Origin of the sequence: Citrobacter sp. A316 (assembly GCF_002042945.1) — a bacterium.
Lineage (GTDB): Bacteria > Pseudomonadota > Gammaproteobacteria > Enterobacterales > Enterobacteriaceae > Citrobacter > Citrobacter portucalensis.
The window spans coordinates 137,227-153,560 of sequence record NZ_MVFZ01000005.1 but is presented as its reverse complement, the minus strand read 5'-3'; the positions used below and the strand labels follow the sequence as shown (position 1 = coordinate 153,560).

The 16,334-nt window shown below is 50.5% G+C and carries 15 protein-coding genes; 9 read left to right on the top strand and 6 right to left on the bottom strand.

Annotation, left to right across the window (positions count from 1 at the left end; translation table 11 throughout):
• Window positions 1-3: 3 nt before the first annotated feature.
• Entirely contained in the window at window positions 4-1,533 is a 1,530-nt protein-coding gene (gene pntA / locus BZK41_RS08270; RefSeq protein ID WP_020996412.1) for a Re/Si-specific NAD(P)(+) transhydrogenase subunit alpha, read from the bottom strand.
• 525 nt (window positions 1,534-2,058) lie between these two features.
• Here pntA and ydgH point away from each other — a divergent pair.
• From ydgH to folM, 3 genes are all read left to right on the top strand, one after another.
• A complete protein-coding gene (gene ydgH / locus BZK41_RS08265) occupies window positions 2,059-3,003 on the top strand; it encodes a DUF1471 family protein YdgH (protein WP_079937836.1) in 945 nt (314 codons plus the stop codon).
• Window positions 3,004-3,248: 245 nt separating this feature from the next.
• A complete protein-coding gene (locus BZK41_RS08260; protein WP_079937835.1) occupies window positions 3,249-4,631 on the top strand; it encodes an amino acid permease in 1,383 nt (460 codons plus the stop codon).
• A 36-nt stretch (window positions 4,632-4,667) separates the two neighbouring features.
• Window positions 4,668-5,390, top strand: a complete 723-nt coding sequence (folM, locus tag BZK41_RS08255; RefSeq protein WP_079937834.1) for a dihydromonapterin reductase — start codon at window positions 4,668-4,670, stop codon at window positions 5,388-5,390.
• On the opposite strand, the gene BZK41_RS08250 is transcribed toward folM, so the two are convergent.
• A complete protein-coding gene (locus BZK41_RS08250) occupies window positions 5,387-5,722 on the bottom strand; it encodes a GlpM family protein (protein WP_003832844.1) in 336 nt (111 codons plus the stop codon). The two genes, folM and BZK41_RS08250, sit on opposite strands and share 4 nt — an antisense overlap.
• 117 nt (window positions 5,723-5,839) lie before the next feature.
• Here BZK41_RS08250 and rstA point away from each other — a divergent pair, with 117 nt between their 5' ends.
• Window positions 5,840-6,583 (top strand): two-component system response regulator RstA, encoded by a 744-nt coding sequence (gene rstA / locus BZK41_RS08245; protein ID WP_079937833.1) that lies wholly within the window; start codon window positions 5,840-5,842, stop codon window positions 6,581-6,583.
• Window positions 6,584-6,818: 235 nt separating this feature from the next.
• Window positions 6,819-8,159 (top strand): L-cystine transporter, encoded by a 1,341-nt coding sequence (locus tag BZK41_RS08240; protein ID WP_079937832.1) that lies wholly within the window; start codon window positions 6,819-6,821, stop codon window positions 8,157-8,159.
• Window positions 8,160-8,211: 52 nt separating this feature from the next.
• Here the strand turns inward: BZK41_RS08240 and BZK41_RS08235 are convergent, their stop codons facing one another.
• Both BZK41_RS08235 and BZK41_RS08230 read right to left on the bottom strand, forming a co-directional pair.
• Window positions 8,212-9,240 (bottom strand): HoxN/HupN/NixA family nickel/cobalt transporter, encoded by a 1,029-nt coding sequence (locus tag BZK41_RS08235; RefSeq protein ID WP_079937831.1) that lies wholly within the window; start codon window positions 9,238-9,240, stop codon window positions 8,212-8,214.
• Between the two features lie 120 nt (window positions 9,241-9,360).
• On the bottom strand, window positions 9,361-10,203 hold the full coding sequence (locus BZK41_RS08230) for an aminoglycoside phosphotransferase family protein (RefSeq protein ID WP_079937830.1): 843 nt from the start codon (window positions 10,201-10,203) through the stop codon (window positions 9,361-9,363).
• 191 nt (window positions 10,204-10,394) lie between these two features.
• Between BZK41_RS08230 and BZK41_RS08225 the strand changes: the two genes are divergently transcribed.
• Window positions 10,395-11,186: an MBL fold metallo-hydrolase gene (locus BZK41_RS08225; RefSeq protein WP_079937829.1), complete on the top strand. Its 792-nt coding sequence runs from the start codon at window positions 10,395-10,397 to the stop codon at window positions 11,184-11,186.
• Window positions 11,187-11,212: 26 nt separating this feature from the next.
• Here BZK41_RS08225 and BZK41_RS08220 read toward each other — a convergent pair whose 3' ends face one another.
• On the bottom strand, window positions 11,213-11,557 hold the full coding sequence (locus BZK41_RS08220; RefSeq protein ID WP_079937914.1) for a DUF1294 domain-containing protein: 345 nt from the start codon (window positions 11,555-11,557) through the stop codon (window positions 11,213-11,215).
• Between the two features lie 235 nt (window positions 11,558-11,792).
• On the opposite strand from BZK41_RS08220, the gene BZK41_RS27730 reads away from it, so the two are divergent.
• From BZK41_RS27730 to tus, 3 genes are all read left to right on the top strand, one after another.
• Complete coding sequence (locus BZK41_RS27730; protein WP_079937828.1) at window positions 11,793-12,311, top strand: hypothetical protein; 519 nt, start codon at window positions 11,793-11,795, stop codon at window positions 12,309-12,311.
• Between the two features lie 229 nt (window positions 12,312-12,540).
• Window positions 12,541-13,842, top strand: coding sequence for a two-component system sensor histidine kinase RstB (rstB, locus tag BZK41_RS08210; RefSeq protein WP_079937827.1), 1,302 nt, complete (start codon window positions 12,541-12,543; stop codon window positions 13,840-13,842).
• Window positions 13,843-13,915: 73 nt separating this feature from the next.
• A complete protein-coding gene (tus, locus tag BZK41_RS08205; protein ID WP_079937826.1) occupies window positions 13,916-14,845 on the top strand; it encodes a DNA replication terminus site-binding protein in 930 nt (309 codons plus the stop codon).
• On the opposite strand, the gene fumC is transcribed toward tus, so the two are convergent.
• Window positions 14,842-16,245, bottom strand: coding sequence for a class II fumarate hydratase (gene fumC, locus BZK41_RS08200; protein ID WP_079937825.1), 1,404 nt, complete (start codon window positions 16,243-16,245; stop codon window positions 14,842-14,844). The genes tus and fumC overlap by 4 nt on opposite strands.
• Window positions 16,246-16,334 lie beyond the last annotated feature (89 nt).

The window sequence follows — 16,334 nt, the reverse complement described above, 5'->3', positions numbered from 1 at the left end:
CCCTTAGTTTTTCCGGAACATTTTCAGCATGCGCTGAGTCACGGTGAAGCCACCGAAAATATTAATGCTGGCAATAAGCACCGCGATAAAGCTCAGGAAACTCACCCAGCCACCCTGGCCAATTTGCAATAACGCCCCAACCACGATAATCCCCGAGATGGCGTTAGTTACTGACATCAGCGGAGTATGCAACGCATGTGACACATTCCAGACCACGTAGTAACCCACCACGCAGGAAAGCGCGAACACCGTAAAGTGACCAAGGAACTCTTTCGGTGCGACGTCGGCGAGCCAGCCAAACAAAATCACTACCAGCGCCATCAGCGCATATTTGCGCCACGGAGAGACAGGTTTTTTCTCTTCTTTCGGCGCAGGTGCGGCTTTTGGCGCAGCCTGCGGCTGAGCAGAAACCTGGATAGGCGGCGCAGGCCAGGTTATTTCACCATCACGAACTACCGTGACACCACGCACAACCACGTCGTCAAAATCGACAGTGATATTGCCGTCTTTCTCTTTGCACAACAGTTTGAGCAGGTTGACGAGGTTCGTGCCGTACAATTGGGAAGATTGCGTTGGCAGACGGCCAGGCAGATCGGTATAACCGATAACCTTCACCCCGTTCTCGGTGGTGGTCACCTGATTAGGCACGGTATATTCGCAGTTACCACCGTTTTGCGCGGCAAGATCGACAATCACGCTGCCCGCTTTCATCGAATCAACCATTTCACGGGTGATCAGTTTCGGGGCCGGTTTGCCCGGGATCAGCGCAGTGGTAACGATAATGTCGACGTCTTTCGCCTGCGCAGCGAAGAGTTCCATTTCGGCTTTGATGAACGCTTCGGACATCACTTTGGCATAGCCATCGCCGCTGCCCGCTTCTTCTTTAAAGTCCAGTTCAAGGAACTCTGCGCCCATACTCTGCACTTGTTCCTTCACTTCCGGACGGGTATCAAAAGCACGCACGATAGCGCCCAGGCTGTTTGCCGCACCGATTGCCGCAAGACCTGCCACACCCGCACCAATCACCATGACCTTGGCAGGTGGAACCTTGCCTGCGGCGGTGATCTGGCCAGTGAAGAAACGACCGAATTCATGGGCGGCTTCAACAATAGCGCGATACCCGGCGATGTTCGCCATCGAGCTTAAGGCATCCAGCGACTGTGCGCGTGAAATACGCGGCACGGAGTCCATCGCCATAACTGTCACGTTGCGCTCTGCAAGCTTTTGCAACAGTTCAGGGTTTTGCGCGGGCCAAAGAAAACTCACCAGCGTCGTGCCCGGATTGAGTAACGGAATTTCCGCCTCCTCCGGCGCATTGACCTTCAGGATGATCTCTGACTGCCAGACTGCATTTCCATCAACAATCTCTGCGCCTGCTTGTACAAACGCTTTATCGTCAAAACTCGCCAGTTGACCTGCACCGCTTTCAACCGCGACGCTGAAACCCAGTTTAAGCAGCTGCTCAACGGTCTTCGGCGTGGCTGCTACGCGGGTTTCATTGGTTAACCGTTCTCTTGGTATGCCAATTCGCATAATGTTCCCTTCCATCTGTAATTATGATGATGGTTTATCAATGTTCGCACGAGGCATGCGCGCACTCTCGAGAGAGGTCAGTGTTACCTCAATAAAATAAAACAGTAACAAACTCTGTATAACCTACTGAAAATGACGCCTGTGATCTAGCGCCAAAAAACAGTATTTATTATGAAATTCGCGAAATAGAGATGAATCGAACCTCAGACAGATAAAATGCCCTAAAAATAGCCCACAAAGGCTGATAATTCGCTCAAGCGAAGCGGCAAAACATGATTACCCACCTGCTAAAAACAATTAATTAACATTAAATTAACTTATGAAATTCAACTGCTTTATCAGTTTTGGTCACCAAACGCCGAAATTTTCGGCATATCACAAAATGTTATCGATGTTGTTACGCCAGGTGGCACGATGAGTGAAAATTGACGCAGACACTGACGCAATTTAAATGCAATAATCAGCGACGTTTCTAGTCAATAACAATACCAGTACCTGGTTTGCGCAAGGCGAAGGATTATTTTTATGAAGCTTAAGAACACTCTCCTGGCGTCCGCACTTATTTCTGCGACTGCTTTTTCTGTAAATGCAGCGACAGAATTGACGCCGGAGCAAGCGGCTGCCCTGAAACCCTATGACCGCATTGTGGTCACCGGCCGTTTTAATGCTATCGGTGACGCGGTTGCTGCCGTTTCACGCCGTGCAGATAAAGACGGTGCAGCCTCCTTTTATGTTGTTGATACCTCAGATTTTGGCAGCGGCGGTAACTGGCGCGTTGTTGCCGACGTCTATAAAGCCGACGCTGAAAAAGCGGAAGCGTCAAAAAACCGTGTCATTAACGGCGTTATGGAATTGCCTAAAGACCAGGCCGTTCTGATAGAACCTTACGACACCGTAACGGTACAGGGTTTCTACCGTAGCCAGCCTGAAGTAAACGATGCCATCACCAAAGCAGCGAAAGAGAAAGGCGCTTACTCCTTCTATATCGTGCGTCAGGTCGATGCCAACCAGGGCGGCAACCAGCGTATCACTGCATTCATCTATAAAGCTGATGCGAAAAAACGCGTTGTTCAAAGCCCTGATGCGATCCCTGCAGATTCAGATGCTGGTCGTGCCGCATTAGCAGCAGGTGGCGAAGCCGCGAAGAAAGTTGAGATCCCAGGCGTAGCAACTACCGCTTCTCCGAGTGCTGAAGTCGGACGCTTCTTCGAAACGCAATCCACCAAAGGCGGACGTTACACTGTCACGCTTCCGGATGGCACCAAAGTTGAAGAACTGAACAAAGCGACCGCCGCCATGATGGTACCGTTCGACAGCATCAAGTTCACCGGTAACTACGGCAACATGACGGAAGTTTCTTATCAGGTAGCAAAACGCGCAGCGAAGAAAGGTGCGAAGTACTATCACATTACCCGCCAGTGGTCAGAACGTGGTAACAACGTGACGATCAGCGCCGATCTGTATAAGTAATACCCAATGCCTTATCAGGTCTACAGCCCTTGTAGACCTGATAATTTTCCGCGTTTCAGTTCCCAGGCAAAACAAAAACAGCAGTATTAAGACAACTTTTCACACTATTAGTCACAAATCTCTCTATCCCCATTGCATGCGTTCTCTTCTCTCCGTAAAATCCCGCGCCTTAGTGGCTTTCACCATTTTTATGCGGTTTGCCAAAATAATTATTCTCTCACTCTCGTTTTTGTAACTGGATACAAATGGAAAAGAAATTGGGTCTGAGCGCACTGACCGCGCTGGTTTTAAGCTCAATGCTCGGCGCTGGCGTTTTCAGCCTGCCACAAAATATGGCGGCAGTAGCCAGCCCGGCTGCATTACTGATTGGTTGGGCGATTACCGGTGCGGGTATCCTTTTGCTCGCCTTTGCCATGCTGATCCTGACGCGTATCCGTCCTGAACTGGATGGCGGTATCTTTACTTATGCGCGTGAAGGTTTCGGCGAACTGATTGGCTTCTGCTCCGCGTGGGGATATTGGCTGTGCGCTGTTATCGCTAACGTTTCGTATCTGGTCATCGTTTTCTCTGCGCTCAGTTTCTTTACCGACACACCAGAATTACGTCTGTTTGGCGACGGTAATACCTGGCAGTCGATTGTCGGCGCATCGGTACTGTTATGGGTAGTCCATTTTCTGGTGTTGCGGGGAGTACAAACCGCGGCCAGCATTAACCTGGTCGCTACTCTGGCAAAACTACTGCCGCTGGGCCTGTTTATCGTGCTGGCGTTCATGCTGTTTAAGCTCGACACCTTTACTCTTGATTTCACCGGCGTCGCGTTAGGTGTGCCTGTCTGGGAGCAGGTCAAAAACACCATGCTCATTACCCTGTGGGTTTTCATCGGTGTGGAAGGCGCGGTGGTGGTATCTGCCCGCGCCAGAAACAAACGCGATGTTGGTCGCGCCACGTTGCTGGCTGTACTCGCCGCACTGGGCGTTTACCTGTTAGTCACCTTGCTATCTCTCGGCGTTGTCGCGCGGCCAGAACTGGCGGAGATCCGCAATCCATCAATGGCCGGTCTGATGGTTAAAATGATGGGGCCATGGGGCGAAATTATTATTGCCGCGGGTCTGATTGTTTCCGTATGCGGTGCCTATTTAAGCTGGACGATTATGGCGGCGGAAGTACCGTTCCTCGCCTCCACGCACAAAGCATTTCCGCGTATTTTTGCACGACAGAATGCACAGGGTGCGCCATCGGCATCGCTGTGGCTAACCAACATCTGTGTACAAATCTGCCTTGTGCTGATCTGGCTCACGGGTTCCGACTACAATACGTTACTGACTATCGCCTCAGAGATGATTCTGGTGCCCTATTTGCTGGTCGGCGCATTTCTGTTAAAAATTGCCACCCGTCCGATTCATAAGGCTGTCGGTATCGGCGCGAGTCTTTATGGCATATGGTTATTGTATGCGTCAGGTCCGATGTACCTACTGCTGTCTGTGGTGTTGTATGCGCCAGGGCTGTTGGTCTTCCTTTATGCCCGTAAAACGCACACGCATGAAAACGTATTAAAACGCCAGGAGATGGCGCTGATCGGCCTGCTGCTTGTTGCTGCGGTGCCGGCTACCTGGATGCTGATGGGGTAACGTTATACCCATCGTTCGCGACATATGGAGATTACGATGGGTAAAAAACACCCTTTGCCAATTCTTATCACCGGAGGTGGTCGTCGTATCGGCCTCGCCGTCGCATGGCACTTTCTGAATCAAAAACAGCCAGTTATTGTCAGCTACCGTACTCACTATCCTGCCATTGACGGCCTGCGAGAAGCGGGGGCGATTTGTATCCCGGCTGACTTTTCCACGGATGAAGGTGTGCTGGCCTTTGCTGATGAGGTCAAAGCACAGACGGATGGCTTGCGCGCCATTGTGCATAATGCCAGCGCCTGGGTCGCCGAAACACCCGGCACACCGCTTAGTGAAGTACTGTCACGCATGATGCAGATCCACGTCAATACGCCCTACCTGCTCAACCACGCGCTGGAAGGATTGCTACGCGGTCATGGGCACGCAGCCAGCGACATCATCCATTTCACGGACTATGTTGTGGAGCGTGGCAGCGACAAGCACATTGCTTATGCTGCCAGCAAAGCCGCGCTGGATAATATGACCCGCTCGTTCGCGCGCAAACTGGCACCGGAAGTGAAAGTGAATGCGATTGCCCCCTCGCTTATCCTGTTTAACGAGGGTGACGATGCAGAGTATCGCCAGCAGGCACTGAACAAATCACTGATGAAAACCGCGCCAGGTGAAAAAGAGGTCATTGATTTAATTGACTATCTGTTGACCAGCTGTTTTGTCACCGGACGTAGTTTTGCCCTTGATGGCGGGCGTCATCTGCGTTAGTGCAGTTTGATCCAACAAAAGATCAGCAACCACGCGCTCAGGCTCCAGCACACTACTGCACCGCCGAGCGCGACGGGTAAGCGCATAAACCCGGTGAAATACCACAGTGAAACAAGGTAGACAAAATAGGGAATAATCGACCACATGCTGAATACAATGGTTGTACGTAACGCCTCGATCCCTCGTTCACTGGCCACGATATAGTGGGCAATCAACGCAAACGTCGGGAAAAGTGGAATTAATCCAGCAATATAGTAATTCTTTGTTTTCGCCAGCAAACCAATCAACACCACCACCAGCGCACCGAGCGCCGCTTTTATAACGAGTCCCATCACTCTGCCTTAACACACCAATAACATCAGCCCCTAGCATAACGGAAGCGTTCTTGTTTAGAAAAGATTAATGGAAGGAAAAACCTGGTCGGTGTATGTTGGCGTTTTATATTCAAAATGAATGATATGAACACCATCGTATTTGTTGAAGATGATCCCGAAGTTGGCTCACTGATTGCAGCCTATCTGGCCCGGCATGATATTGAGGTTATCCTTGAATCTCGTGGTGATTTGGCCGAGGAGAAAATCCTGCAAGTTCAACCCGATCTGGTGTTATTAGATATCATGCTGCCGGGAAAAGACGGGATGACTATCTGCCGCGATTTACGCGGGCGATGGCAAGGCCCGATTGTCCTGCTCACCTCGCTGGACAGCGACATGAACCATATCCTGGCGCTGGAAATGGGCGCCTGTGATTATATCCTGAAGACAACGCCACCCGCTGTGCTGCTGGCTCGCCTGCGCCTGCACCTGCGACAGAATGAACACTCAGTCCAGTCTAAAGGCATTCAGGCGGTAACCATCACTCCGCACACAACGCTGCGTTTTGGCACACTCTCTATCGATCCCACCAACCGCTCCGTGCTGCTCGGCGGCGAGCAAATCTCTCTTTCCACCGCTGATTTTGAATTACTGTGGGAGCTGGCAACCCATGCCGGGCAGATTATGGACCGTGATGCGTTGCTAAAGAACCTGCGTGGCGTAAGTTATGACGGCATGGACCGCAGCGTCGATGTCGCGATTTCCCGGTTACGCAAAAAACTGCTTGATAACGCGACTGAACCCTATCGAATCAAAACGGTACGCAACAAAGGTTATCTGTTCGCACCGCACGCCTGGGACGACGCGCCACAGAAGTAATGTTACCGGGCCGATCTCATTGGTCGGCTGGATCCGTTACACTGTCACGTAAAATCGTCTACAGAACAGGCATATAAACGCCATCCGACGCCGTTCCACACTTTTTGTGTGGCTGTAGCCCTCCCCCCTCCCTATAATCCGTCGCGGTCCTGAACCCTTATGGTTCATAGGTTTTTTCGCACTAACAAAACTCTTTCCGGCATTTCAGGTGCTGAATGAGGCAAGAGGCTACAATATGTTCGTAACGCTCGCGTATATCGCGTTCTTTTTGGTTTGTTCATGGGCGATTTTTAGAATCAACCAAAAAAGTCACTCTCTTTCAAAAAGCGTCTTCATCGCTATTTTTATGGGTGCCGTTATCGGCTTATCCCTGCATCTCATTGCTGCTGACGAAAGTAAAACAGTTATCGACTGGTATAATGTTATCGGCAACGGTTATGTTAATTTACTGAAGCTGGTTGCGGTTCCGCTGATTTTCATCTCTATTCTCTCAGCCATTAATAAGCTCGAAAACAGCGCTGGCATTGGGAAAATGTCGTTAACCATCGTCGGATGCATGCTCTGTCTGGTAATGATTGCCGGTTTTATTGGGCTGTTGACTGCGCATGTATTAGGTCTGGACGCCAGTGCATTTGTTCATATGCAGTCCACACTGACGGCAGACGATGTGAGTAAAACTGCCGCCATTTCACTGCCTAAACTGGTTACATCTCTGATCCCAACGAATATCTTCCTCGATCTAACAGGAGCCAGAAGCGTTTCCGTCATTGGCATTGTTATCTTCACCCTGCTTGCCGGCGTGGCATTATTAAAGGTCAAACAAGACGCCCCGCAAGAAGGTGAAAAATTAAGTGCTGGCATTAACGCTATCCAGATTTGGGTGATGAAAATGGTGCGTATCGTTATTGCCCTCACCCCTTATGGTGTGATGGCATTAATGGCAGGCGTATTTTCCGCGTATCGATTTGAACAATTTGCCAGTCTGTTAGGCTTTATTGCTGCCTGTTACCTTGCGATTCTGATGATGTTTATCGTCCACGCACTGATACTGGTTCTGAGCGGTAATAATCCCGTTCACTATTTTAAAACTGTCTGGCCAGTTTTAACCTTTGCATTTGTTTCACGCAGCAGTGCCGCATCGATTCCACTGGCTATTTCCGCACAAGAAAAATTTGGCGTGCAAAACACCATTGCTAATATTGCAGCTTCATTCGGCTCCAGCATGGGTCAAAACGGCTGTGCCGGGATCTATCCGGCTATTATGGTGGCGATGATTGCTCCAACAATTGGGATTGATCCGCTATCAGTACATTTTTTGCTCGCCATGCTACCTGCGATTGCGCTGGGTTCTATTGGGGTGGCGGGTGTAGGCGGTGGCGGAACATTTGCTGCGCTGATCGTCCTTTCAACGCTGAACTTCCCGGTCGCGCTGGTGGGGATTTTCATTGCTATCGAGCCTGTCGTCGATATGGCCAGAACGGCATTAAACGTGAACGGTTCGATGATGTCTGGCGTGCTGGCTAACAGGCTCCTGAAAAAGAGTGCTGAAAAACCACAACCCGTGAACGCGAATTAGTCAGTCCTAAAAAGATCAAAGCCTTCCTGTTCCTGGAAGGCTTTCTTTTGTGTCAACTAAACGTCAGTCCGTCGTATTTTTTCCAACGGTAGTTTACGGCGGAGATAATCCAGCAGCCGATAAAGACGCCAATAATCGCAAATCCGACATTCCCCATATGGTCACTCAAATCGCTGACGGTATCCCACAAACCACCCTGGAGCGAAAACGCGTCAGAGAGAAGCCCCAGCGCCTCCAGTCCGCCGATAAATAGCGCAACAATCACGGAAGTCCCGGTAATGGTCATATTGTAATAGAGCTTGCGTTGCGGCTTATTGAACGCCCATCCGTAGGCCTCAACCATCAGAATACTGTCGAGACAATCAATTAACGCCATACCGCAGGTAAACAGCGCCGGGAACACGAGAATTGACCAAACCGACATGCCGCTGGACGCGCTTGAAGCAGAAATTCCCAACAGAGAAATTTCAGTAGCGGTATCAAAACCCAAACCAAACAGAAAGCCGACAAAATACATATGCCAGTCTTTACCTACCAGCCGAAACGCTGAGCGGAAAAGCCAGTTCAGAGGGCCTGAAACTGTAATGTCTTCCGTGGTGCCATCGTAAGTACCGGTGCGTTTAAGATAGCGGAATGCCTTCCAGACCTGGCAGAAAATAATGAGATTAATGGTAGCCAGAATCAGCAAAAATACGGCAGAGACCGTAGTTCCTATCAGACCGCCGACATTCTGAAACCATGCCATATGTTGCTTAAACACGCTGGTAGTCAGCGCAATGCCAATGCTCGCCAGCACCACAATGGTGGAGTGTCCCAGAGAAAACCAGGCCCCCGTCGTCAGGGCACGTTTTTTCTGCTGCATGAGTTTACGCGTAGCGCTGTCTATCGCGGCGATATGATCGGCATCTACGGCATGGCGCAAACCATAGCACCACGCAATCAGACTCAGTGCCAGCAACGAAGTGTTGTTGCTAAACGCGGTGAAAGCCCACAGCCACGCCACGATGTTTGCCCCGATGAGTAAAACCATCAACAAAAGAATATTCGGGCGTTTTTTTAATAATGAAAACAATGCGTTCATTGTTTCCCGCCAACTAAATTTGAGCTAAACAACACACCATACCGCCGTTCATTGATTGATTAATACAACGTTTACCAGGCTAATGATAACTCTTAAGAATTACTAACCCAGTGTCGTAGATCAAAGTTGATTACCACCTGAAGCAAGTTCCGCTATCGCTAGCTCCGCAATACGCAGAGGCACCGTTGCGCTGTCACCCTCTTGCAGAAACCAGACGGACGACAACCCACACCAGGCAACAATCCACATCAGTAAACGCTGCCGTTCAATGCGGGCGATTTCAGACACAATGTTGACTCGTTGCGTGAATCTTTCCGGCAGAATGGCGACATATCTGGTGGGTTCGGCAAGATCGGGGTTAGTAAAAATATTGGCGAAATCAAAACCGCGCTCGCCCACCAGCCCTTTAGGATCGATAGCCAGCCATCCTCTCGTTCCGAAATCAAGAATATTGCTGTGGTGTAGGTCGCCGTGTAATACGACTTCATCGTGGGGTGAAGATAGCAGTATGTTTGCCACCGCAGCACAACGCGTCAGGATACCACCATGCTTTTTCGCGGCAGGAGCCAGATCGCGAAACCAATGATGAAGAGGTGTTAACGCAGGCGTAGACGCATTTCGGGTGAGATGGAGTCTACTGGCAGCATGGCAAATAATGCGACAGGCCTGCGCATCGTTGCCAGTCCAGGACATGTCCGCTAAAGACCCTGTCCCTGTCGCACGTTCCAGCAGAATCACCCCTGCTGCATGAGCAAGTACTTTCGCTGCGCCATTTCCGTTCCACCAGACCATGAGTTCACAGCCGATCCGTTCACTGTCATCGTCGGTGATCTTAAGTATGGCTTTCTGACCGTCCTTGGCCACCACCACAGGCAAAAGTTGCGATGTGTGCGTTTCAAACGGTTCACCATCTTGAGTGAGTCCCCAACGGTTGAGCCAGGTGTTGAACAGACGATTTTCCAAACAATATCCTCATTTTTTCTCTGGAAGATGGTAATAAAACGAATCCGTGTCGGCATTATTCCTGTTTTCTTTTGGTTGAGCCACAACCACCCACTTCCATCACCACTGACTTACCGGGTAGAGCACTAACAGGCACATCCTTGTGTAGCTATGTGCCATGCTGACTGTGTTCAGTAAATGAGGGGGAAACGATGATCACGTTATGCAAAACCTGTGGAACATCCTATGAGGTAACTGGCGCCCACCCGGAACATTGCGATATCTGCGAGGATGAACGTCAATATGTCCCCACGAACGGGCAGACATGGATCGATTTTGACACCCTGTGTGCATCACATACAAATAAATGGAAGCAACACGACAGTACTCTCCTTAGCATCCGCACCGTTCCTGATTTTGCAATTGATCAGCGCGCGTTTCTTGTGCGTACCCCAGAAGGAAATATTCTTTGGGACTGCATTGCCACGCTTGACGATGCCACAAAAACGCTAATAACGTCCCTTGGCGGGCTTAAGGCTATCGCGATATCGCATCCTCATTACTACACCACCATGCAGGACTGGGCTGCGGAATTTAACGCGCCGATTTACCTTCACGCCAGCGACAGAAGGTGGGTAATGCGCGACAGCCCGTGGATTCGATTCTGGGATGGCGACACCATTGAGTTAACCCGTAGCGTCACGGTGATACGTCTCGGCGGACACTTTGCTGGCGGCTGCGTCCTGCACTGGGCGCGTGACGAAGGCGTGGTGCTTTCCGGCGACATCGTCCAGGTGACGCCTGGTGCGCATGCAGTTTCATTTATGTGGAGTTACCCCAATATGTTACCGTTGCCAGCCGCCACCGTCAGCGACATCACTCAACGCCTGAGCACAGTGAAATTTAAGCAACTTTACGGCGCATTTGAGGGAAAAGATATTACGCAAAATGCCGATGAAATTGTGCGCCGTTCAGGTGAAAAGTATATTTCCTGCCTCAGGTAAACCGGCAGTTTATTCACCAATCATTCTTAGGAAGGTAAAAATGGATAAAACTGATAAACCACGCCCATTACAGATATACTCACTATCACACTGATTATAAAGTAGGTTTTGAAAGGCTGCTTTTGTGTTTTATGGCGAAAGATTTGTTGACCCGCAATCGCTCCACCCCACCCGCCTACAACGCCAAACATCAGCAATGTGGATTCCGGCACTCTACGCCAGTCCTTGCGTGCCGCCATTTTGTCCACGCCGTATAACAGCAGCGTCAGTATGTTGGCGAGCAGAAACCATATAACAAGAGGGTGAGTGGTGAAAATGCAGCCGACCGCTGCGAAAATGAGTAGCGAATAACACCAGCGATTGAGATTCATATTTTCAGTCACAGCACTTTTCAGGAAGTATCGGCACGCATTATACGCAAGGTCAGTCATCCGTGCCACGGGTGAGGATATCCCCTTTATTATTATGGCTATCACCCTCAGAAATAGCGCGAATTCTCTGGTCTGCGGCGTACCTAACAATTCAAACAAGAGAGCCGTTTTCATTATTCAGAACAAATGGTAATTTATTAAACCCAAATGGAGAAATTGTTCTGGAGTCACAAGGATGAGAAAATACTCATATCCATATTTGTTTTTTGTTACCGTCTCATTTCTCGGTGTATTTTTTCTCTTTTACTGGTGGAAGGTAACGATATACAGTGCGACTTTTCTCTACCCGCTCACATCCAAATACCTCATGCTTATTTCTCTGGCAGTGTCATTTTTAATTACCCTATTTCTGGTAGGTAATGGGATAATGAAAAAAAGTCCCTTCCAAACTTATCTGAAATTATTTGGTAGCATCAGCATTGCCATGGTGCTTTTTTCAGTGATCACAGTTATGGCGATAACCTGGTTCATTCCGGGTGTCCCCTCGTCCTATACCGCCCCATACACCTATGCTACAGGAAGTTCTAAGAGTTGTTCGGGGGCTGATGTTGACGATCCGGATCTCGGGACTAACATCAGAATTTGCTATCCAGAAGGTAACTACGAATATAACGACACAATCTACGTTGAGAAACGAAGTAACCTTTTAGGTGCGGTCGTGACATACGCCAGAACAACCCCATCCCGATTTTGATTAACTTATCGCGTAGTAGCCCATGCGTGATCCCGCGAAAGGTCATTACACGATCGTAGCGGCCATAAGAATGCAGAAAAGAGTTATACAGTGTACTCTGCCTGGATAAACGCGCCAGATGGTGATCAGATAACCTTCTGAACCCACGCATCGGCGGATACCGCTGTGCCCACTTTGCCCCTGAGGGACACGTGCACTCGCTAACTTATTGAGCGTTCGGTGATTTTTTATGAAAAAACTGTTTGTGCAGTTTTACCTCCTGCTGTTTGTCTGCTTTTTGGTGATGACCCTGTTGGTCGGTCTGGTATACAAATTCACCGCAGAACGCGCAGGGAGACAGTCGCTCGACGATTTGATGAAAAGCTCGTTGTACCTGATGCGCAGTGAACTACGCGAAATCCCGCCACGCGACTGGGGTAAGACACTGAAAGAGATGGATTTAAACCTCTCATTTGACCTTCGCGTTGAACCGCTGAATAAGTACACACTGGATGCCCCAACCATGCAGCGTTTGCGCGAAGGCGATATTGTGGCACTTGACGATCAATACACCTTTATTCAACGCATTCCTCGCAGCCATTACGTGCTGGCCGTCGGCCCGGTTCCCTATCTCTATTTTCTTCATCAAATGCGCTTGCTGGACATCGCACTGATGGCGTTTATTGCTATCTCACTGGCCTTCCCGGTACTGATCTGGATGCGTCCGCACTGGCAGGAAATGCTTAGACTCGAATCCGCCGCACAACGTTTTGGTGAAGGACATCTGAGTGAACGCCTGCATTTTGACAGCGGTTCCAGCTTTGAGCGCCTGGGCGTGGCGTTTAACCAAATGGCCGACAACATCAATGCGCTGATCGCCAGTAAAAAACAGCTCATCGATGGTATTGCCCATGAGCTTCGTACCCCGCTGGTACGTTTACGTTACCGGCTGGAAATGAGTGATAACCTCACCGAGCAGGAATCTCAGGCGCTGAATCGTGATATCGGCCAACTGGAAGCGTTGATCGAAGAGTTACTGACCTACGCCCGCCTGGATCGCCCGCAAAATGAACTGAAACTCAGCGTACCGGACCTGCCTGTTTGGTTGACAACCCATCTGGAGGATGTGCAAAGCGTGAATCCTGCCCGTACGGTGCGCCTACGTCACCTCGAAACTGGCAACTATGGCGCGCTGGATATGCGCCTGATGGAGCGGGTCCTGGATAATTTGCTGAATAATGCCCTGCGCTATTGCCAGTCTACAGTGCAAGCCAGCCTGCTACTGGACGGCAATCAAGCCACACTGGTAGTGGAAGACGACGGCCCCGGCATTGCGCCAGACGCTCGCGAACAGGTTTTTGAACCGTTTGTACGCCTTGATCCCAGCCGTGACCGGGCAACCGGCGGTTGCGGGCTTGGGTTAGCCATCGTCCACTCAATTGCTTTGGCTATGGGCGGAACGGTCGTCTGCGATGAAAGTGAACTTGGCGGCGCCCGGTTTACTTTCCGTTGGCCCGTCTGGCATAACATTCCTGAAATTTCAGCTGCCTGACCTATTCTGCTCGGTGGTCAGGCGGTGGATGTTGTGCTATAAAAAAGTATGTTGTAACTAAAATGGTAAATCTATGGCCCGTTACGATCTCGTCGACCGCCTGAACGGCACCTTTCGCCAGATGGAACAAGAACTGGCGCTTCTGAACGAAAACCTGTTGCAGCAGACGCTGCTGATTGCCCGCGTATTCTCGTTACCGGAAGTGGTCAAAGAGGCAGAGCATGCCCCTCTGCAGAGCATTGATGTTAAGCAGCATTTAGGCAAAGAGGCTGAAGCGCTGGCACTGCGCCATTACCGTCACCTGTTTATTCAGCAACAGTCCGAAAACCGCAGCAGCAAAGCGGCCGTCCGCCTACCGGGTGTATTGTGCTATCAGGTTGATAACGCGGCGCAATGTGCTCTGGAAGAACAAATCCAGCGTATAAACCAGTTGAAAACCACCTTCGAGCGCATTGTTACAGTGGAATCAGGGCTGGCGCCGGCAGCACGTTTCGAATGGGTGCATCGCCACCTGCCGGGGCTTATTACACTGAATGCCTATCGCACGCTCACCGTTGTCAGAGATCCTGCCACCCTGCGATTCGGCTGGGCTAATAAGCACATCATTAAAAACCTGAAACGCGATGAAGTACTGCAGCAACTGGAAAAAAGCCTGACGTCACCGCGCAGCGTACATCCCTGGACACGTGAAGAGTGGCAGGCGAAGCTTGAACGCGAATATCAGGATATCGCCGCCTTACCGCAGCAGGCCCGCCTGAAAATTAAAAGGCCGGTAAAAGTACAGCCTATTGCCCGCGTCTGGTACAAAGGAGAGCAAAAACAGGTGCAATATGCCTGCCCGACGCCTCTGATTGCTCTGCTTAACAACGACAACGGAATGACCGTACCGGATATCGGCGAGTTACTGAATTACGATGCCGATAACGTTCAACATCGTTTTAAACCTCAGGCGCAGCCGTTGAGATTGATTATTCCCCGGCTGCACCTGTACGTTGCGGATTAACTGCCTGGCCGCATGCTGCCAACCATCAACTCCGGACGTACCCAGCTGTCGAACTCCGCTTCGGTTAGATATCCCAGCGCCAGAGCGGAGGCTTTTAGCGTTAGCCCCTCTTTATGCGCTTTTTTGGCAATTTCAGCCGCTTTATCGTAACCGATATGGGTGTTGAGCGCGGTCACCAGCATCAGCGACTCATTGAGCAGTTGATCTATTCGTTCACGGTTGGGCTCGATTCCCGTCGCGCAATGCTCATTGAAGCTTTCCATTCCGTCCGCCAGCAGGCGTACCGACTGCAGGAAGTTGTGGATGACCATCGGTCGGTAAACGTTGAGCTCAAAATTACCTGACGCCCCGCCCATATTGATGGCGACATCATTGCCCATTACCTGACAGCACAACATGGTCAGCGCTTCGCACTGGGTTGGATTGACCTTGCCCGGCATGATTGAGCTGCCCGGTTCGTTTTCCGGAATTGAAATTTCGCCAATACCGCAACGCGGGCCGGATGCCAGCCAGCGTACATCGTTGGCGATTTTCATCAGCGACGCTGCCAGTCCTTTTAGCGCTCCGTGGGCATGAACCAGAGCATCGCAGGTGGCCAGCGCTTCAAATTTATTCGGAGCGGTAACGAACGGCGCGCAGGTAATGACCCGCAGTTCATCCGCAACCCGGCGGGCGTATTCGGGATGAGTATTCAGTCCGGTACCTACCGCGGTTCCCCCCAACGCCAGTTCTGCCACATGCGGTAAACTGTTTTCAATGTGTCTGAGGTTATGTTCAAGCATTGCTACCCAGCCGGAAATCTCCTGGCCAAGTGTAAGTGGAGTTGCATCTTGCAGATGTGTACGACCAATTTTAACGATATCGGCGAAAGCGTGGGACTTATCACTGAGCGTTTTGGTTAACACATTTAATTGTGGGATCAAAGATTTACGCAGCGTCAGCAGCGCTGCAACGTGCATTGCTGTCGGGAAGACATCGTTCGAGCTTTGGCTTTTATTAACATCATCGTTGGGGTGTACTTTTCGCTCCATCCCCCGCACGCCGCCCAGCAATTCGCTGGCTCGGTTTGCCAATACCTCGTTCATGTTCATATTGCTTTGCGTGCCTGAGCCGGTTTGCCAGATGGCTAGCGGAAACTCATCGCGGTGTTTATCTGCCAACACCTCATCTGCAGCCTGCATAATAGCCCTGGCTTTATCCTCCGCCAGCAGCCCCAGATCCTGGTTAACCTTTGCCGCAGCGCGTTTCGTCAGCGCCAGCGCATGGATCAGCGAGACCGGCATTTTCTCCGTAGAGATACGAAAATGCTCCAGCGAACGTTGGGTTTGCGCGCCCCAAAGCTTATCGGCAGGAACATCAATCGCTCCCATTGAATCATTCTCGCGGCGTACCGTTACCATTACCTGCTCCTTACATTAACAGTTGATTAGGTTATGTTTCGACATTGCCCATTTGCATTGGTCTTATGAGTATTAACGAGGTTAAAGCT